Origin of the sequence: Aquimarina sp. 2-A2 (assembly GCF_045505135.1) — a bacterium.
Lineage (GTDB): Bacteria > Bacteroidota > Bacteroidia > Flavobacteriales > Flavobacteriaceae > Aquimarina > Aquimarina intermedia.
This window is the reverse complement of sequence record NZ_JBJKFI010000004.1, coordinates 276,624-294,643: the sequence shown is the minus strand read 5'-3', so window position 1 is coordinate 294,643 and position 18,020 is coordinate 276,624. Positions and strand designations below refer to the sequence as shown.

Annotated in this window: 18 protein-coding genes; 5 read left to right on the top strand and 13 right to left on the bottom strand. The window is 37.1% G+C overall.

Features of this window, described 5'->3' with window-relative positions:
• Positions 1 to 207: 207 nt before the first annotated feature.
• The 6 genes from ACJRPK_RS12070 to rlmD form a co-directional block, all read right to left on the bottom strand.
• Complete coding sequence (locus ACJRPK_RS12070; protein WP_407140226.1) at positions 208 to 843, bottom strand: hypothetical protein; 636 nt, start codon at positions 841 to 843, stop codon at positions 208 to 210.
• A 243-nt stretch (positions 844 to 1,086) separates the two neighbouring features.
• Entirely contained in the window at positions 1,087 to 1,602 is a 516-nt protein-coding gene (locus ACJRPK_RS12065) for a GNAT family N-acetyltransferase (protein WP_407140224.1), read from the bottom strand.
• Positions 1,603 to 2,247: 645 nt separating this feature from the next.
• On the bottom strand, positions 2,248 to 3,417 hold the full coding sequence (locus ACJRPK_RS12060; RefSeq protein WP_407140222.1) for a sensor histidine kinase: 1,170 nt from the start codon (positions 3,415 to 3,417) through the stop codon (positions 2,248 to 2,250).
• Between the two features lie 207 nt (positions 3,418 to 3,624).
• Positions 3,625 to 4,356 carry a DUF6048 family protein gene (locus ACJRPK_RS12055; protein ID WP_407140221.1) on the bottom strand — a complete coding sequence of 244 codons (732 nt, stop codon included), beginning with the start codon at positions 4,354 to 4,356 and terminating at the stop codon, positions 3,625 to 3,627.
• Positions 4,322 to 4,840, bottom strand: coding sequence for a DUF6452 family protein (locus tag ACJRPK_RS12050; protein ID WP_407140219.1), 519 nt, complete (start codon positions 4,838 to 4,840; stop codon positions 4,322 to 4,324). The genes ACJRPK_RS12055 and ACJRPK_RS12050 overlap by 35 nt, the downstream gene beginning before the upstream one ends.
• Before the next feature lie 11 nt (positions 4,841 to 4,851).
• Positions 4,852 to 6,261 carry a 23S rRNA (uracil(1939)-C(5))-methyltransferase RlmD gene (gene rlmD, locus ACJRPK_RS12045; RefSeq protein WP_407140218.1) on the bottom strand — a complete coding sequence of 470 codons (1,410 nt, stop codon included), beginning with the start codon at positions 6,259 to 6,261 and terminating at the stop codon, positions 4,852 to 4,854.
• 160 nt (positions 6,262 to 6,421) lie between these two features.
• Here rlmD and rocD point away from each other — a divergent pair, with 160 nt between their 5' ends.
• On the top strand, positions 6,422 to 7,705 hold the full coding sequence (gene rocD / locus ACJRPK_RS12040; protein WP_407140217.1) for an ornithine--oxo-acid transaminase: 1,284 nt from the start codon (positions 6,422 to 6,424) through the stop codon (positions 7,703 to 7,705).
• 5 nt (positions 7,706 to 7,710) lie between these two features.
• Here the strand turns inward: rocD and ACJRPK_RS12035 are convergent, their stop codons facing one another.
• Positions 7,711 to 8,607: a Brp/Blh family beta-carotene 15,15'-dioxygenase gene (locus ACJRPK_RS12035; protein WP_407140215.1), complete on the bottom strand. Its 897-nt coding sequence runs from the start codon at positions 8,605 to 8,607 to the stop codon at positions 7,711 to 7,713.
• An 80-nt stretch (positions 8,608 to 8,687) separates the two neighbouring features.
• On the opposite strand from ACJRPK_RS12035, the gene ACJRPK_RS12030 reads away from it, so the two are divergent.
• Positions 8,688 to 9,425: a bacteriorhodopsin-like gene (locus ACJRPK_RS12030; RefSeq protein WP_407140213.1), complete on the top strand. Its 738-nt coding sequence runs from the start codon at positions 8,688 to 8,690 to the stop codon at positions 9,423 to 9,425.
• 59 nt (positions 9,426 to 9,484) lie between these two features.
• Here ACJRPK_RS12030 and ACJRPK_RS12025 read toward each other — a convergent pair whose 3' ends face one another.
• Together ACJRPK_RS12025 and ACJRPK_RS12020 are read right to left on the bottom strand one after the other, a co-directional pair.
• Positions 9,485 to 9,805, bottom strand: coding sequence for a CCC motif membrane protein (locus ACJRPK_RS12025; protein ID WP_148783815.1), 321 nt, complete (start codon positions 9,803 to 9,805; stop codon positions 9,485 to 9,487).
• A gap of 12 nt (positions 9,806 to 9,817) precedes the next feature.
• Positions 9,818 to 10,102: a DUF2752 domain-containing protein gene (locus tag ACJRPK_RS12020; protein ID WP_407140211.1), complete on the bottom strand. Its 285-nt coding sequence runs from the start codon at positions 10,100 to 10,102 to the stop codon at positions 9,818 to 9,820.
• Between the two features lie 96 nt (positions 10,103 to 10,198).
• Here ACJRPK_RS12020 and ACJRPK_RS12015 point away from each other — a divergent pair, with 96 nt between their 5' ends.
• Both ACJRPK_RS12015 and ACJRPK_RS12010 read left to right on the top strand, forming a co-directional pair.
• Positions 10,199 to 10,402 (top strand): hypothetical protein, encoded by a 204-nt coding sequence (locus ACJRPK_RS12015; RefSeq protein ID WP_407140210.1) that lies wholly within the window; start codon positions 10,199 to 10,201, stop codon positions 10,400 to 10,402.
• A gap of 8 nt (positions 10,403 to 10,410) precedes the next feature.
• Complete coding sequence (locus ACJRPK_RS12010) at positions 10,411 to 10,962, top strand: DNA mismatch repair protein MutS (RefSeq protein ID WP_407140209.1); 552 nt, start codon at positions 10,411 to 10,413, stop codon at positions 10,960 to 10,962.
• Positions 10,963 to 10,968: 6 nt separating this feature from the next.
• Here the strand turns inward: ACJRPK_RS12010 and ACJRPK_RS12005 are convergent, their stop codons facing one another.
• On the bottom strand, positions 10,969 to 11,532 hold the full coding sequence (locus ACJRPK_RS12005) for a hypothetical protein (RefSeq protein ID WP_407140207.1): 564 nt from the start codon (positions 11,530 to 11,532) through the stop codon (positions 10,969 to 10,971).
• Entirely contained in the window at positions 11,522 to 12,430 is a 909-nt protein-coding gene (locus tag ACJRPK_RS12000) for a hypothetical protein (protein ID WP_407140205.1), read from the bottom strand. Before ACJRPK_RS12000 ends, ACJRPK_RS12005 begins: the two co-directional genes overlap by 11 nt.
• A 109-nt stretch (positions 12,431 to 12,539) precedes the next feature.
• Between ACJRPK_RS12000 and ACJRPK_RS11995 the strand changes: the two genes are divergently transcribed.
• Positions 12,540 to 13,688 (top strand): cysteine desulfurase family protein, encoded by a 1,149-nt coding sequence (locus ACJRPK_RS11995; RefSeq protein ID WP_407140204.1) that lies wholly within the window; start codon positions 12,540 to 12,542, stop codon positions 13,686 to 13,688.
• 10 nt (positions 13,689 to 13,698) lie between these two features.
• Here ACJRPK_RS11995 and ACJRPK_RS11990 read toward each other — a convergent pair whose 3' ends face one another.
• Positions 13,699 to 16,164: a carboxypeptidase-like regulatory domain-containing protein gene (locus tag ACJRPK_RS11990; RefSeq protein WP_407140203.1), complete on the bottom strand. Its 2,466-nt coding sequence runs from the start codon at positions 16,162 to 16,164 to the stop codon at positions 13,699 to 13,701.
• Positions 16,161 to 17,858 (bottom strand): M23 family metallopeptidase, encoded by a 1,698-nt coding sequence (locus tag ACJRPK_RS11985; protein WP_407140201.1) that lies wholly within the window; start codon positions 17,856 to 17,858, stop codon positions 16,161 to 16,163. The genes ACJRPK_RS11990 and ACJRPK_RS11985 overlap by 4 nt, the downstream gene beginning before the upstream one ends.
• Positions 17,859 to 18,020 lie beyond the last annotated feature (162 nt).

Genomic DNA, 18,020 nt, shown 5'->3' with positions numbered 1-18,020 from the left:
TAGTAACTATATTTCTTTTATACTATTCTATTCGTTACAAGTAATCCAAGATTACCAAGTGGAGGTGGGTATTTTGGTTCTAATGATGACTAAACCGCAGATTTTATTTTAGGTTGACAATTTAAGGCGAAAGGTACGAGTGCAAAAGGTGAGAGACCGATAAAGGAACCAAGAAGTTATGAGACAGGAGGCTATTTATTCAGGAAATTAGTTGCCATAAATTTTCCAATTGAGATTGAGTTGCTCTTTGGTGTTGTAGTTTTCCATTTTATCTATAATTGAATTTCTATGAGCTACACCACACATGAAAACCCCTGTATCGAATTGATTATTTCTGCAATATAAATATATGTTTCGCATCATTGAACTTTCATAAGCATCTATACCTTCATTTACCAATTTTTCAAGCTCATTATTATTTAATAAATGTCTTTCAATTTCTCTCATTTTTTCATTTTGATCAGAACATTCTTTGCTATTTAAAAATGCGAATCCTCTCTCTTCAATATTTGAATTATAATCATCAAATAACCTTTGTAAACTGTTGAATTCATTGAGCTTCTTGTATTTAGTTAGAAATGAATCTGGTAACACACTTTTGAGTACAGGAACATATTTTACAGGAAATTTTTTACTAAGTTTCTGAATGGCTGCTATTTCAAGTTTTGGGTGGTATACTCCGAAGTTCGTAAAAGTATTTTGGTGATAGCTCGAATAAGTGCTTTCAAGAGCTTCTAAAAAAATTACATCGGGTTTTATTTCTGCAAGAATAGCAAATAATTCACTTGAATCACATTTTCCAAGCCTCTCATGGACGGTGCTAATGAATGTGATTGTATGCATAGCATGTATTTATTTTAATTAGTGATTTTATGTTCGTTGAATGACATCCTTTACACAAGTTAAAAATTAGACTTTAAGACATTGCTAGACTACCTAAATAAGGGACAAATTTCAATCTGATGAACCACCGTATACCCGCCATTGCCTTCAGGTAGATTATAACAATAGTTACGGTGGTATTAGAAGCGCACTCCGTTCCTATTTAGGGGCGGAGCCGTCTACTCGATTAGCAACAGGCTTTATTTAATTCAAATTTTTAATCATTCTATTCATTCCTTTTAATTCTTCTTTAAAATATGGTATGTCTAAAGTCGTTTTGCTATGGAATTCAAACCCGAGTTTTTCATAAAATGCAATTGCGTTTTCATTTGTGTCGATTACGCATAAAAAAACACTTTCCTTTCCACTATTTTTCGTTTTCTGAATTATATCTTTTAAAGCCAATTTTCCTATTCCCATTCCTTTACATTCAGGTAGAACATAAATTTTCTCTAATTCTACTGAATTCGCAATAAAGTCAGAAGATGTACTAATCTTGGTTTTTATAAATCCAACTTGTTTTTCTTGATGTTCAATAAAATAGTATTCAGTATTTTTATCAGACAAATCTAAAGTGAGTCTTTTGTCGCTAAATTCGTTATCTAAATACCATTCTAATCCGCCATCATTCCAATGGTTATGGAAATTCAGAGAGTAAGCATCAATACATATTTTTTTTAATTCAATAATGTCTTCTATAAATGCTTTTCTTAATTTCATTTTTTTATTTGAGTTCGATTTTCCGCTTGTTGCCAACAATATTATATAGTTCCCTTTGGTAACTATATTTCTCTTTTACAATCACTACCCTAAAGATACGGAGTGAGGTTGGTTGTGGGTTTTAGTTTTTACTAAACTACAGAATTTATTGTACATAAGCTAATGAAAGGCACGAGGCAAAAGCCATAAGTTTATAGACGGGAGACAAGAAACAGGATGACAGGAAAAAGGATGCGATACTTGTTATTTCGTGATGTTACATTTTAAATTAAACAGGATAACTTCAGTATTCAACATTTTATATCCGATATCCGATATTCAGTATTCAGTCCATGTCAGATATTTTTACATTTAGCCTTTATGATTTTATATTTATTATTTAGCCCTTCAGTATTCAGTATTCAGTATTCAGTATTCAGTATTCAGTATTCAGTATTTGATATTTTATAGTCAGTATTCAAAATACACCCTTTTTCCACCTTCGGGAAACCTTCAGGACAAGTGCGGGACGTTTTCCCACCATCGGGAAACCTTCAGGACAAGTTCGGCAACGTTTCCCACCATCGGGAAACCTTCCTGACAAGTGCGGCAACTTTCCAAGCAGTGGTAGCAAGGGTTGAGCTAATCCAGTTTGATAAATCAAACTTATTGATCTGTGAGCTGTAAAGAATCCTTAGATACGTAGACTAGCTTTGCGCGTCGTTTACCAGGTTCATTAAATCGTTTATAGAGTTTTATGATAAAAGAAGTTCCCTCTTGTTCGTTACTTACTAATTGAATATCTCCACCATGGGCATTTGCAACTATTTGAGCTAAGGTGAGTCCCATACCCCAACTGTTTGCTACATAATTCGAATCTTTTCTATCCTGCCCTAAGAACTTAAAAATATGAGTTTGTTTCTCGGCAGATATAGGATTTCCATGATTGTGCACCACTATTTGCACCGAATCATCTTGATCCTCTATTCGAATGGTAATTGGTTGGTTGGAGGAACCATATTTGACAGCGTTCCCTATTAAGTTTTCAAGCAATCGTCGGATAGCTAAACTATCAAATATCCCGATGATCTCCTGATCTTCAGATTCAACAGATACATCAGCCACATATGCTTCTTTTGCCTCATTATATGCCCATTTGATATCATCAATTATATTATGTTCTTCAAAATTGAGCATCATTCCTTCTCCGGCTTTTACTGTAATGCCATCCATTAACCCTTCAATAAGACTTACTGCTTTTCGTACGCTGCGCTCGGCTGCATTACGCATTCTCAGCGTCCAATTAGTATCAGCACTATTTTGTTTCATCAGTTCTAATGATAATTGTGCGGCTGACAAAGGATTGCGTATATCATGAGCAAGTGTACCAATTAGTTTTTCCTGTACTTCTTGGATGGATTGAGAAAAAGCTCCCACAGATTTTAATATAGATGTTTCTATCACATACTTCAGCAAATCGATAACGTCTTCTGTGTGCTCATTTTTGGATTTTATAAAATCTGTAATAATTCTATGAAAAATAATATACTCGTGAACCACTTGTTCTACGGTATAAAGTGCGGTAGTAGCTCTATGTTTTCCGTGTTTTTTGCTATTTTCGAGAATTTCTTGATATTTTTTATCCTTTACTAAATGCTCTTCATCCTGATACCGCTCCATGATATCTGCTATATCATTTATTAGAAAAGGGAGATGATCATATAAGGCAATCGCATTGGCTTCTTTAGCAGCTGGTATTTTAGTTTTAACTTCAGTTTCCCAAAGCTTCATAATTTCAGAACCATAATTACGAAGAATAGATGCAGTATTTCTCATCTTTTTTTTGCAAAATTAACATTTAATAATTAATTTTTAAGAAAAGGTAGGAAGTGATACTAAGCAAATCTGAATTCTATTCCGATTTTATTAAAAAATCTTTGTATAGTGTTATTTACTATAATTTTCTACCCGAATTCTTAATGCTATATTTACCTCGTTTTATACTTATAATCCGACTGTATATTATATTGACAATAGCTTGGTTTAGTTTTTCTTTTTATAAAAAGGAATTAAATAACTTATCGAGTAGCCATAACCCACGCCAAAATTGCTAAAGTCATTGGTTTTTCCAAAACCGGGAATAAAAAGGTTGTCAAACTGATCAGGAGCCGTCTCGTTGATCATGCCGCGGAGCGATACATTGGCACCCAGATAGATATTAGCAAATAATTCTACCTCGAGCCCCAACACAAGTTCTGCCCATCCAGCGGTCAGCCCTTTTTCTTCGATGGGTACAGTAATACGTGTAGGGCCGTAGTAATTGGTACCAGTAAAAACAGCATATTCATCCAAGCGTTGCGAAAAGCTTGCAAATCCATAGCGCAATCCGGCATAAATACTGTTTTGCATACCATACCAGTTGTCATAGGCATTGTAATCTACTCCAATACGCACATAACTACCCGAACCTTCACCCACTATATTTTCTTCTTCGCGTAGCAATTTTTCGTTACCAATCTCGGCAGCGAGATAGAAGTCTTTGTAGAAGCGATAATCTCCGTTGATTTCGAATCCGGTATATTCGTCTTGAATCGCAGTAAGCAATAGTTTATTAAGGTCTGTACCGATCCGCAAGCCATACTTTTCTCCGGGAGGCAGGGTGTCAGTAGCTGTTACCTGTTGCTCGGTTTCGGCAGTGGTAGTGGGTTCCTGCGCATAAAGTGCAGAAGCTCCTATCAGACTAATGACGAATAAGTACGTGTGTAGTGGTTTCATCCTTAACATTTAAACTTTGTACAATAATTTCATTAATCCAGGTGTCGGTATCTGTCGTATTTTCTCCGGTAGCACTTAGGCCCTCAAACGTAGCTCTAAAACCACATGCACTACTCACATATTCTTCAACCGTCGTGTATTGAAAACTTACCATATCGGTGTTCGCAGGAATCGAATCATTCTCAACGTTACTATTCACCGTAAATTCAAATTCGCTTAACGTACCGTTAGTACGAAGTGGTATCCTAATCGTATCCAGAGCAGTACCCAGTTCCAACAGTTCATCAATACCTTCCCCCTTAATTTGCAACTCTACAGGTGCCTCAGCTTCGGCAGTTTCGGCCGATATAAAAGCGATCACCAATAGGGGAGTCGTCGCCGTATCCGGCGCACAGATATCATCTCTTTCACAACTTATCTGAGTAAGCAGGAATACCGATAGTAAGGATAGGCAGCTAATTAGAATGTACGGTTTCAGTCTCATGGGTGGTAGTCTTATCTTTTTTCGAGCAATACAACATTTTCTACATGATGCGTCTGCGGAAACATATCTACCGGTTGCACCTTGGTTACTTTGTATGCTTCGTCTAATAACGCCAAATCTCTTGCTTGTGTTGCGCTGTTACAGCTAACATACACAATTTTTTGCGGAGCGATATTGAGTAATTGCTGTACTACGTCTTTGTGCATTCCATCACGTGGCGGATCCGTAATTACCACTTCGGGTTGACCATGGGTAGCAATAAATTCTTTGGTAAACACTTTTTTCATGTCTCCGACATAAAATTCAGTATTGTCTATCTTATTATTGCGGGCATTCTCCTTGGCATCCTCAATCGCTTCGGGTACCGCCTCTACACCAATGACCTTTTTAGCTTTTTTGGCAACAAACTGAGCAATAGTTCCGGTACCTGTATACAAGTCATACACTAATTCTTCGCCGGTGAGTTGCGCAAAGTCACGGGTTACTTTATACAATTCGTACGCTTGTTGAGAGTTGGTTTGATAAAAGGATTTAGCATTAATCTTAAATTGCAAGCCTTCCATCTCTTCGGTAATATGATCTTTACCGTGGTAGCAAATTACGTTTTGATCGTATATGGTGTCATTCCCTTTTCCATTTACCACATATTGCAGCGAAGTAATTTCCGGGAACTCATTTTTAATATAATCGAGTAAGAGATTTCGTTTTTCGGCATCATCAAAAAAGAACTGTACCAGTACCATAATCTCACCCGTAGAGGTAGTACGTATCATCAAGGTACGCAATAATCCGGCTTGATTGCGAGCATTATAAAAAGACAGATTGTTTTGCGTGGCAAAATCTTTAACCTTATTACGAATCGCGTTACTTGGATCTTCTTGCAGATAGCAGGTATCGATATCCAGAATCTTATCCCACATGCCGGGTATATGAAAACCTAAGGCATTTCGATCTTTAATTTCTTCATCATTCTGTATTTCCTCTAATGATAACCAACGGCTGTCACTAAAAGAGAATTCCATTTTATTACGGTAAAAAAATTGTTCTGCAGAGCCCAAGATCGGGGTAACCTCAGGGAGTTCAACTTTACCGATACGTGTCAGGTTATTCACAACCTCTTGTTGCTTATAATCTAATTGATGCTCATAGCCCATAAACTGCCATTTACATCCACCGCAGGTACCAAAATGCTTGCAAATTGGTTCCACTCGTTTTGACGAAGCTTTAATTAAATTGGTAGCCGTACCTTCATAATACGCCTTTCTTTTTTTGGTAGTTCTGATGTCGATAACATCTCCGGGAACTGCATTGTTTAAAAAGATAACCTTACCATCAGGAGCTTTGGCAATACTTTTTCCTTTTGCCCCTGCATCTATTACTTCGATATTTTCGAAGACTTGCTTTTTATTTTTTCTCGCCATAGCGCAAAAATAGAATATTTAGCAGGATTAAAGGGAGAAGCGCTAAAAAATTCGCTAAAGATTTAGTAATTTGCGATCCACTTCATTACGGTTGATTTCTCGCCGCTCTCACGAGTAGGATAAGTAGGAATAGTAAAGTTTTATTTTTAATACGTTTATAATGGCAGTTTTAGAAAAAAAGTCATCACAACACTCAATTGATTTAGAAAATAAGTATGGAGCACATAACTACCATCCGTTACCTGTGGTTTTGAACCGGGGAGAAGGAGTTTTTGTGTGGGATGTAGAGGATAAAAAATATTATGATTTTTTAAGTGCATACTCAGCAGTAAATCAAGGACATTGTCATCCCAGAATTGTGGATGCTATGACCGAACAAGCAAAACAACTAACCTTAACTTCTCGTGCATTTTATAATGATAAATTAGGAGAGTTTGAGAAATTTGCGACTGAGTATTTTGGGTTTGACAAACTGCTGCCAATGAACACAGGAGCCGAAGCGGTAGAGACTGCTTTAAAAATCTGTCGCCGTTGGGCATATGAGAAAAAAGGCATTGCCGAGAATGAAGCGCAGATCATTGTGTGCGAAAACAACTTTCACGGACGTACAACAACCATCATTTCTTTTTCAAATGATCCTGTAGCACGTGACAATTTTGGTCCGTATACCAATGGGTTTATAAAAATTGAATATGACAATTTAAAAGCGTTGGAAGACGTTTTGGAAAGTACTCCCAACGTTGCAGGATTCCTGGTAGAACCGATTCAGGGAGAAGCAGGAGTGTACGTACCTTCTGAAGATTATTTGGCAAAAGCGAAAGAGCTGTGTAAAAAACATAACGTACTTTTTATTGCTGACGAGGTACAAACAGGGATAGCGCGTACGGGTAGACTATTAGCTACCTGCGGAAACTGTGCGTGTCCTGATAAAAATTGTTCGGGTACCCCGGAAGTAAAACCTGATGTTTTAATTTTAGGAAAAGCAATTAGTGGGGGTGCCTATCCGGTGTCTGCCGTATTAGCTAATGACAATATAATGGAAGTAATACGTCCAGGAAGTCACGGAAGTACCTTTGGAGGAAATCCGGTAGCTGCTGTGGTAGCAATGGCTGCGCTCGAAGTAGTACGTGATGAGAAGTTAGCGATCAATGCTTTTGAATTAGGGGAACTCTTTAGAGCAGAACTTAACAACTATATTGAAACTTCGAATATCGTTAATTTGGTACGTGGTAAAGGGTTGCTAAATGCGATTGTGATTAATGATAGTGAGGACAGTGATACCGCCTGGAATATTTGTGTGGCTTTAAAAGAAAATGGTTTGTTAGCGAAGCCTACACATGGTAATATCATTCGTTTTGCTCCGCCGTTAGTAATGACAAAAGACCAATTGTTGGATTGTGTTCGTATTATTACTGATACACTGAAAGCTTTTGAAAAGAAGTAAACGCTTTACTTATTAAATTTTGACATTACCCATACATGTGGAAATGTTATGGAAGCAATTAAAGTAAAGAAAATGGATAGAAAGAGTCGGTCATCATCGTTAAATAAGTAATATAAGATTGTTAGACCGATAATAGAAATAAACCAGTTTAAAAAAGAGGATTTCAAATAAGCAATGAAATTCTCTTTTTTTGTATTACCGTAGAGATAATTCACTTGATCTACCAAAGAGGGGATGCTATGCCAGAATATAAAGTAGATAGCAAAAGCCCAAAGTAAAGAAGCTGTGTGAAAAACAACAAGAAAGACAAGGAGATAAAATAATTCTTCAATGATCCTTACTTTTAGTTTTAACTCCATATGCAGCTTGAACCCCAAGAGACATACTACAATAGCCGCAATGAATAGTGTATATAGATAAAAATTCTTTTTGAGGTAAATACCTGCAATATTATCTATGATAAGCGATACCTCTATATTATTAAAATAAAATAGGGAGGATAAAATTAAAAATCCATACGCCATAAACATAAATTTGGCAGGAATACTTGATTCCTTTATTCGAGAACTCCAGTGTTGTTCTCCAAAATGATAAGCACTAAAAAATATAAATAATAGAAGTCCAATTGCAGGGAAGTAGTAAAAGGTCAGAATCCCGATAGCTATTGTGCAAAGATATAAGGCAATTACTTTGTAGAGCTGCTTCTTATCAGTAATGCTAATAACTTTCTCAATGAGTTTGAGATCATTCGCTCCATGTAAAATACCCAGTGATAGAATGAAAAAGAATGCAAAATAATCCTCAATATTTTCTGTAAAATATACTGCGAACCATAGTGAGAAAAACGTTGATATTAACTTGAAACTTTTCAGATTTTCAAGAAAAATGGTTGAACGATTCATAATTATTTAATAAAGATATCCTAAAGTTAACTAATTCTGTTTAATCTTTATTAAATTTGATTAAACAAAATATAAGAATTATGAAAAATTTAATAATGTCGATTTCTCTGGTTCCAGAGATAGCAACAGATGATTACGTAGGTTTTACCTTCTTTATGGGGTGTATGGCTATGATGGCAGCTTCCGTGTTTTTCTTTTTTTCTATGAACAGTTATGACAGAAAATGGAGAACCTCTATTCTTATTTCTGGATTAATCACTTTTATAGCAGCCGTTCATTACTGGTATATGAGGGATTATTGGTATGTTAATGGGAGTTCTCCCACATTTTTCCGTTATGTAGACTGGATATTAACGGTTCCACTAATGTGTGTAGAATTTTATCTTATTTTAAAAGTGGCAGGAGCAAAAAAATCCTTGATGTGGCGTTTAATTATTCTTTCTGTAATAATGCTTGTCACTGGGTATTTTGGAGAAGCCGTGTATAGAGATCAGGCGTGGTTATGGGGGCTTATATCAGGAGTAGCTTACTTTGTCATTGTCTACGATATTTGGCTTGGTAAAGCTAAAAAGCTTGCACAGCAGGCTGGAGGACCCGTTCTTGCGGCCCACAAAACGTTATGTTGGTTTGTTCTTGTAGGATGGGCAATATATCCTATAGGATACATGGCGGGTACCCCGGGATGGTATGAGGGTATTTTTGGTGGTCTTGCTATGGACGCAGTATATAATATCGGCGATGCTGTCAATAAAATCGGGTTTGGATTGGTGATATATAACCTCGCGGTGTCTGCTTCTGAAAAACCTATAAACGCTTAAGTTTAATTAAAAAAAATCCCGCAAATTGCGGGATTTTTTTATACTATCTGCTTGTAGTACTAGTTGTACTGTTCAAGCATTTCTTGTTGCATTTCCATAAGTCCGTCATATCCCGCGATGATAAAGAAGATAATTAAGGAGATAAGGTATAGTGCACTTAATACCAAGCCAATAATTGCTAAAATCTTTCCGGTTTTTACATTTTGGTAACCGGTGTATAACTCAGGATTCTCAAGGTATAGCTCCGTTGCTTTTTTGGACATAATAATAGCAATGATTCCAAATACGATTCCGAAGAATCCATAGCAGCAGCAACCAAGAATTGATAAAATTCCGAAGACTAAGATTAGCGTAGAGTTTGGTAATGTTTGTTTTTCCATAATATTGAAAGGTTAGTTGAACATAAAATTCATTTTGATAAAGTAACTTATGATGATAGTCAGCACCGTAACTGCCAGTAAGCCGTATTTGATATAGGTGTCAAATCTAAACTTAAAGAATAAGGTAACCCCCCAAAAGACTAGTAGTAGGAGTAGTGGGTATACAGCCGGATACATTTTGAAAGCTTGAGAGAACTCCCCTTGCAACAGATAGGACAAGGAGCGTTGTAAACCACAGCCAAGGCAGTCAACACCGAATAATTTTTTATTAAGACAAGGAAACATATACTTTTCCACAGCGATCTTAGGTATTTTTGGAGGTACAATATACGTATTTACAAATTTTATGCTGGAGATAATTTCATTTTCATAAAATCCTCATATTTTTACCGGATGAAAAGCACTAGTCTCAAAACAATTCTCAAAACAATCTTTATCGCACTTGGCATAGGCTTGTTAGTCCATCAACTGATGGCTGAAGAAAAGAACTATTACCTGCAAAGTTTGGGGGTTGTTTGTTTGATGGGAGGGTTGTATATGGTAAATGCAACGCTTTCTTCACGCTCTGAAGGAAGTACGGATGAGACGCAAGAATAAATTTGGATATGATAGAGGTAGGAGATAAGGTTTCGGTTTTGGATGAAGATATAACAGGCGATGTTGTACGATTAGAGCATGGCGAAGCAGTAATAATGAGTGATGATGGCTTTGAGTTAAGTTTTCCCGTCAATGAGCTGGTGCGCGTGATGACCGGAGATATGACCCTGCCATCCTATGAAGAGGTACATAAGAATCTGCAGGAAAAAGAACATTTTAAAAAGAAGACAAAACGTCCGGTTGTCAAACCTAAAAAACAGCAAGCTCCCCCTATGGAAGTGGATTTGCATATTCACAAATTGGTAAAATCCAGCAGAGGGATGACCAATCACGATATGGTGAACTTACAATTGGATACAGCTAAGCGTCAATTGGATTTTGCGATCAGCAAACGTATTCCCGTAGTAATTTTTATACATGGTGTAGGACAAGGAGTGCTCAAAGAAGAGTTAAAGTATTTATTTGGTCGCTATGATAACTTAAGTATCTCTGATGGAGATTATAAAAAATATGGTTTAGGTGCTATGGAGGTATATATAAAACAAAACCCAAACAACTAAACTAAATTAAGGTGTAAAGGGTTTTGCAACTTCTTGTTCGCCCAGAGCTAAAAATTCTTTTCGATACGCTATTTCATTACCGGTTAGTGTGACGTCCTTTAGAATAATACTTCTACTGAAAATGGAATCATTAGCTTCAATTCTCAAAAAGTCATAACTAATTTCAGCAGTACCACTAGTACTTACATATTCAAGGGTGGTGGTATTTTCTTTTGGCGGAATGTTACTACAAAAATAGCTGGAAGCTGTGATAGGGGAGTTAAATTCTCGATATGTAAGTAAATTGGTAGTTTCATTAAGTGTAACCACATCTGTGGACGTTAGTTTCTTGGTATCCGGAATAAGCGTGAAATTTGTACCTGTAAAATTTAGGAAAAGTGCTTTGCTTTTCGTTGCATCAAGTTTATAAAAAACAAAGGTATTGGCACTGGTATTTGCACAATTACTTAATGTTCCTTCAAATTCGAGTTCATCGGTGATAAGATCTCCTTCACTACAACTAGTGGCCAAAATAAGTAAGCCTGCAATAAGGCCAAAAAACAAGCGGATCGTTTTTATATTATTTTTCATCTTTCTTATTTATCTTATCAATCGTGATGTCTCTAAAACCAAGCACATAGGTGTCAGAATCTAAGGTTTGTGAATCCGAACTAAGTTCAAGATTAGTAATACTAACGGATGTTCTGTAGGTTGTTTCAATAGTATTAAAATTATTTATAGGATTTGGGTATGCTGTAACCTGATCGGCCTGTAAATAATTTGGGATATTATCGTTGTTATCATCATCTTCTCTCGGACCATCTTCACCATTCGTATCTTCATTTCTCGTCAACACCCCATCATTATCATCATCATTATCCAAATAATCCGGTATACCATCCTCGTCGCTGTCTCTGGGATCGTCATTGTCAGGAATATTATTGGGTAATTCAATGACGGTTAAGATATTATCGTCATCATCGTCAGCATCTTTGTAGTTTGGTATACCATCATTGTCGGTGTCATCGTTTTCAAGATTACCATCATTATTGATATCCTCTTCTGCTGCCGGAATACCATCATCATCATCTTCGGTTACAATTTCGGTAACGATGGTTGCATTTCCGGAAAGACTGAACAACTCTTCGGTAATGGTAATGTTATTGGGCGGTACACTACCACAAAAATAAGTAGCAGGCACCTCTCCGCTAAATTTACGATACACCAAGTCTCCTGCTTCGGTAGCCAAATTAATTGAGATTGGTGTCCCGGTAGGTATAGTGTCAGAAAATTGCTCATTTTGAAAGGTAAAGGCGATAGCTTCGTTAACTTCTTTTCCGATTTTATAAAATACGTACTCATTCTCCCCGGATCCATTACATAATTGAAGGTCCACTTCGTCAAACTCAAAAGAGGTGATGATAATATCACCATCATTACAGGCGACTAGGAAGCTAGCTAATAAAAATAAAACAATACGTTTATTCATAGGATTAATTCCGCTTTTAAGCAAAAATAAGGCAATTGAAAGATTATAACGTTATCCATGGAAAATAATTTTATTTACTATAGTTTTGCCTGATTAAACAAATAATACGATGCGAAAAGTTTATTTTGACAGCGCCGCTACGACTCAGGTTCATCCCGATGTAATCACCAAAATGACAGAGGTTTTACAGGATAGCTATGGTAACCCTTCATCTATCCATGCCTTTGGACGCTCTGCCAAGAATCATATTGAACAGGCTCGTAAACAAATCGCTAAACAACTCGGAGTTACCGCCGGAGAAATAATTTTCACCTCCGGGGGCACCGAAGCAGATAACTTGGCATTAAATAGCTCAGTACGTGATTTGGGCGTTCGTCATATCATCACTACCAGAATCGAACACCATGCAGTGCTGCACACAGTGCAAGAACTACAAAAGCATCAGGATATCGCTGTGAGTTATGTGAAAATTTTACCGACGGGTGCTATTGACTATGCGCATCTCAAAGAACTTTTGCAAACAGCAACAGAAAAGACATTGGTTAGTTTAATGCATATTAATAATGAAGTTGGTTGTATTTTAGATATTGATGCAGTAGCTGAACTTTGTCAAACACATAACGCGCTTTTTCATAGCGATATGGTACAGTCTATTGGTCATTTTGATGTGAATTTAACTGATATAACGGTTGATTTTACTGCCGTGAGCGCGCACAAATTTCATGGACCTAAAGGAGTTGGTTTTGCGTTTGTGCGAAAAAACTCCGGGTTAAAACCTTTAATTTTTGGTGGAGAGCAGGAGCGAGGATTTCGAGGGGGTACCGAAAGTGTTCATAACATTGTAGGTATGGCTGAAGCATTACGTCTGGCATATGACAATTTGGAAGAAGATACAGCGTACGTAAGGGGAATTAAGGATTATTTCACTGCCCAATTGAAGCAGCATATTCCTGAAGTAAAATTTAATGCCGATTGTTGTCAAAATGAACACAATACCTACACCTTGCTAAACGTTTGTTTGCCGATACCTTCAGAAAAGGCAGGGATTTTACTATTTCATTTAGATATTAACGGGATTGCATGTTCCCGAGGGAGTGCTTGTCAAAGTGGAAGCAGTAAAGGATCTCATGTGTTATCAGAAATTTTATCTGCCGAAGACATAGAAAAACCATCGGTACGCTTTTCATTTTCTAAATTCAACACCAAAGTAGACGTGGATTACGCAGTTGAGGTGCTTAAGAAATTTATCGAGAGTTAATTCGGTTTTGTTAAAACTTCATTGCTAACTTTACATTAAAAGTACGCGCAGTTAAATAATTTGGAATTGCATATTGACGTTGTGATGACGCATCTCGTACAAACGTATTCGTAATCGAATTTTGATTGTTAAACACATTATAAATTTCGAATCCAACGCTCAAATCATTAAAAATCTTCAGCCAGTTTGGAGTTGCTTCAGGTTGATTGGCGTCTACCTGTACATAAGAAATTCCTAAATCCGCGCGCCTGTAATCTGGGAGCCTGTTTTGATATTCATAAGGATCAGCATTTGATGGCGATCCACCGGGCACTCCTGTTTGATACACCATATTAAGATACATTTTCAGATTAGGAATGGTGGGGACATAATCCTGAAACAGGACCCCAACTTTAATGCGTTGATCTGTTGGTCGGGCAATATACCCGCGATCATTCTGATTTTCTTCTGTTTTGAGATAACTTAAACTGACCCAGCTTTCTGTACCGGTAACAAATTCACCATTCAGGCGTAGATCTATTCCTTGTGCGTACGCTCTGGCATTATTGTTAGCAGCATATCGAATCCGAACGTTCTCTACCGTATAAGCGTTAACATTGGACAATTCTTTATAGTAAAGTTCTGTAGAAAGTTTAAAGGGGCGATTCCATAGTAAGAAACTGTAGTCGTTGCCGAGAACAATATGTACTGATTTTTGAGCTTTGACCTCAGAGTTTACCGTGCCTGTGAGATCTCTTAATTCTCGATACATAGGAGGTTGGTAATAGAGCCCTCCCGAAATTCTAAAAAGCATATCTGCTTTCCAATCCGGTTGCAAGGCTACTTGAGCTCTCGGACTAATAATGATTTCGCTATTCGTTACGATTTGATCTCCCGAAATAGTATAGTGTTGAAACCGAGAGCCTATATTGGACCAAAATTTATGTTCGCCAATAGTTTCGCGTATGCTATATTGAAGGTATCCTGAGATTCTTTGGATGTCAATATCATTCTGTGCACGAACGGAGTTAAAAGGAAGTAGCGGACTTGTATACGGAGTGTAGGGTTGATCATTCTTAAAATCATTAATCGGCGGACGAATGGAAAATCCGGCAGAATCAACAATTTCATACTCCTGAATGCGATCTTTTATGTTCTCAAAAGTATACTTAACACCCCACTCGAATTGATGATTGTTCTTGTGGTAGTTTCCTTTGTGCTCAATGTTATAGAATAAAGCATCCAGATCATTTCGTGCATGCGTAAGTTGCGAACCGATACCTTCGCTAAATTCAATTTCACCTAAATTTTCACTTCCAATATCGTTGTTTACGGTGCCTAGCTCATATTGGGCTAAAATGTCATAGTATTCTTGTTCTTTGGTATGGTATACAGAGGTTATAAGTTTTAGGTCTACAGCGTCGCTCAAACGATAGGTTGTTTTAACTGCTCCCATAGAGGTGGTATATCGATCTTCTTCCTGTCCTTGATAATATACCAAAAGCGCCTGGGTATTATTGACTGTACCAAAATTGGTCTGCCGGGTTAGAGGTTCGTAGGAATAATTATTAAGGCTTAAATTTCCCAAAAAGCTCATTTCTACTTTAGAAGTAGGGGTATAGGTGAGAAATGTTTGCACATCTGCAAAGCGGGGATTAAAATTGGTTTCAGTTTGTTTGGCTTCCACCAACATACTGTTGTCCCGATACCTAAATCCCAAAATACCACTGAGTTTTTTGTTCTTTGTCACTCCCTGTGTAGCAACGCTCGCACCCAATAAGCTTAGTTTGACCGAGGTTTCGATGTTGGTAGGACGTTTATAGGTGATGTCCAGAACCGAGGATAGTTTATCTCCAAATTTTGCTTGAAATCCTCCGGCAGAAAAATCAACAGTACGCACCAAGTCGCTATTCACAAAGCTGAGACCTTCTTGTTGTCCCGATCGTACCAAAAAGGGACGGTAGACCTCAATATCATTTACGTAGACCAGGTTTTCATCATAATTACCGCCACGTACCGAATATTGCGTACTCAATTCATTTGTACTACTAACACCTGGTAATAACTTTAGTAAGCCTTCAACGCCCGCATTGGCAGAGGGTGTGGATCTAATAGTTTCCGGATCCAACGTAGCTAAACCTTCAATGTCTTTTCGCTCACTGCCAGAAAGGATAACTTCTGTAATTTGTTCGATGTCCTGTTTTAAAATAGGATTAAGCTCGTATACCTGATTGGGAGCTAACTTAATTTTGAAACGGATGTTTTTAAAGCCGATATGTGCGATCGTAATCTCAAATTCTGTATTGGAAGGGATACTTAATTGATACACCCCATTACTATCGCTTTGTGTGCCGATCTCATTATAAGAAATAGTGGCTCCGACTACAGGTTTCTTATCTGTGTCTAGAATTACACCTTTTAAAGTAGCAGTTTGACTGAGTAGGGTAGAAAATGCAGACAATAAAAGAAGGAGCGAGAGGGTGAGTAGGTTTTTCAAGGTTGTAAAAGCTGTTTTCTGAAAAATGTGGTAGTATAAATGGCCGTATTGCCTACATTGTCTTTCACAGTAAGTTTTAAATTATTTTCTGTAGCTGTCTCTACAGCATCGTTGAAATCATACACAAGCATCCCGGTTTTATAATCATATTCCATCAAAATGAATTTCCCGTTTATTGTTGCGCGGTAACTATCTATTCCACTATCATTGTCATTGATTTTAAACTTTAAAAATTTCTCATTGGAGATCCATTTGTTATCCGCAACATTAAGTGGCATAATTGTAGGTGGTTCCGTATCCTTTGCCAGGGTATAGGTGCCAAATGTACGCGTTTTGGTAATGAAACGATCTCCACTTTTTTTAGTCGAACAGTAGTACGTTTTGTTTTGTTCATTCACTCGGGCAATGTAAAGCTTCTTTTTGTCCTGATTCGTATACTTTGAAACGTCAAATGCTATACTCATATTTCTGTGAAGCGGCGTACTTTTTTTGTGAATTCGAATCGTGTCTTTGTCTTGTGTAATATCCAAGTATACGTCTTCATATAAACTGTGTTTGGGAATGTGTACATCGACTTGATTGCCAGCATAGACGAAATCCTCCTCCCAGGAGGCAAAAAAATCTGTTTTTGAATCTACGGCTGATGGTAGGCTGACTTTTTCTCCGAGTATAGGAATGTGAATGGCGATAGAATTTCCCGAATAATCTTTTACTGATATTTTGACCAGATAGGACAAACTGTCCTGTACCGAGATATAGCCATCATCTTTAACGTTTTTGTAAACCGACAAGGGATTGTTTTTTTCGATAAAAAGTTTTTCAATTTTTATGCGATTATCTTTATAGTGCGCATAATCAATTAATCGGTTGATGTATCGCGTTTCAGAAAAGCTAAAACGATTCATTTCGATCCCAAAGTTCTGCGAACCATTGACCGTCGAAGTTATAGCATATACGCCATTCTTATTAGGAGCTAAATCCTGCTGATCATAAGTAGCAACTCCAATTCCAAGTTTTCCAAAAGCCTTTATTTCATCAGCACGATAGCTGCCGTCAGCTTGTAACTGCAGTGCGACTTTATATTTTTCTCTACTCATTTCGACATGCGAGGCGTCATTTTGAGGGTAGATATAAAGGTCTTGAATGATAGGTTTTTTAGTGTCCAAAATTTCAATTCCGTAGGCCATCGGATTCATTGGGCGTGCGTTCTTATCTCGAATTTCAAAATGCAGATGTGGCCCGCCACTTCCCCCTGTATTTCCACTGTAGGCAATTGTATCTCCCTGTGATACCTGTAACAGCCCAGATTTTGGATACAGCTGAATGTCGTAGGACTCCTTAGCATACTGTCGTTTTTTTACATACGCTTCGATCTTTGGATTGAATTTTTTAAGATGCGCATATACAGAAGACTTACCATCGGGATGTTTGATATATAAAGCTTTACCATAACCAAAACGAGATACTTTAATTCTAACAATCGTGCCGCTTGCACTAGCAATAACAGGAATACCTTCGACCCCATTAGTTTTCAGGTCTAAACCAGAATGAAAATGATTGGAACGTAATTCACCGAATGTTCCCGAGGTCATCAAAGTGATCGGTAATGGAGGTATAAAATTGGATGTTGTATCCGTATTTTGTGCGAATACAGCAATCGATATAAATAGAAAAAGTAAGGGGATTACACGCATAGTTGGTAAATGTAAAAATTTTGATTTGAATATAGAAAATATGTTTTCTAATTTTCATAAACCATTAATTATAAGTAGATTGAATTTGGTTGTGCTCCCACATCAAAATTAGTTTAAAAACTATTGGGATTTTTCAATTGGTATGTTAACTTTGTGTAACGA

Bases quoted from the DNA above. Each gene is read 5' to 3' on its own strand.
- ACJRPK_RS12035 (WP_407140215.1), bottom strand. From the start codon at position 8,607: ATGAATCGTTCAACCATTTTTCTTGAAAATCTGAAAAGTTTCAAGTTA.
- ACJRPK_RS12030 (WP_407140213.1), top strand. From the start codon at position 8,688: ATGAAAAATTTAATAATGTCGATTTCTCTGGTTCCAGAGATAGCAACA.
- ACJRPK_RS11995 (WP_407140204.1), top strand. From the start codon at position 12,540: ATGCGAAAAGTTTATTTTGACAGCGCCGCTACGACTCAGGTTCATCCC.
- ACJRPK_RS12010 (WP_407140209.1), top strand. From the start codon at position 10,411: ATGATAGAGGTAGGAGATAAGGTTTCGGTTTTGGATGAAGATATAACA.
- ACJRPK_RS12005 (WP_407140207.1), bottom strand. From the start codon at position 11,532: ATGAAAAATAATATAAAAACGATCCGCTTGTTTTTTGGCCTTATTGCA.
- ACJRPK_RS12000 (WP_407140205.1), bottom strand. From the start codon at position 12,430: ATGAATAAACGTATTGTTTTATTTTTATTAGCTAGCTTCCTAGTCGCC.
- rlmD (WP_407140218.1), bottom strand. From the start codon at position 6,261: ATGGCGAGAAAAAATAAAAAGCAAGTCTTCGAAAATATCGAAGTAATA.
- ACJRPK_RS12055 (WP_407140221.1), bottom strand. From the start codon at position 4,356: ATGAAACCACTACACACGTACTTATTCGTCATTAGTCTGATAGGAGCT.
- rocD (WP_407140217.1), top strand. From the start codon at position 6,422: ATGGCAGTTTTAGAAAAAAAGTCATCACAACACTCAATTGATTTAGAA.
- ACJRPK_RS12070 (WP_407140226.1), bottom strand. From the start codon at position 843: ATGCATACAATCACATTCATTAGCACCGTCCATGAGAGGCTTGGAAAA.
- ACJRPK_RS12065 (WP_407140224.1), bottom strand. From the start codon at position 1,602: ATGAAATTAAGAAAAGCATTTATAGAAGACATTATTGAATTAAAAAAA.
- ACJRPK_RS12015 (WP_407140210.1), top strand. From the start codon at position 10,199: ATGAAAAGCACTAGTCTCAAAACAATTCTCAAAACAATCTTTATCGCA.
- ACJRPK_RS12050 (WP_407140219.1), bottom strand. From the start codon at position 4,840: ATGAGACTGAAACCGTACATTCTAATTAGCTGCCTATCCTTACTATCG.
- ACJRPK_RS12060 (WP_407140222.1), bottom strand. From the start codon at position 3,417: ATGAGAAATACTGCATCTATTCTTCGTAATTATGGTTCTGAAATTATG.
- ACJRPK_RS12025 (WP_148783815.1), bottom strand. From the start codon at position 9,805: ATGGAAAAACAAACATTACCAAACTCTACGCTAATCTTAGTCTTCGGA.
- ACJRPK_RS11985 (WP_407140201.1), bottom strand. From the start codon at position 17,858: ATGCGTGTAATCCCCTTACTTTTTCTATTTATATCGATTGCTGTATTC.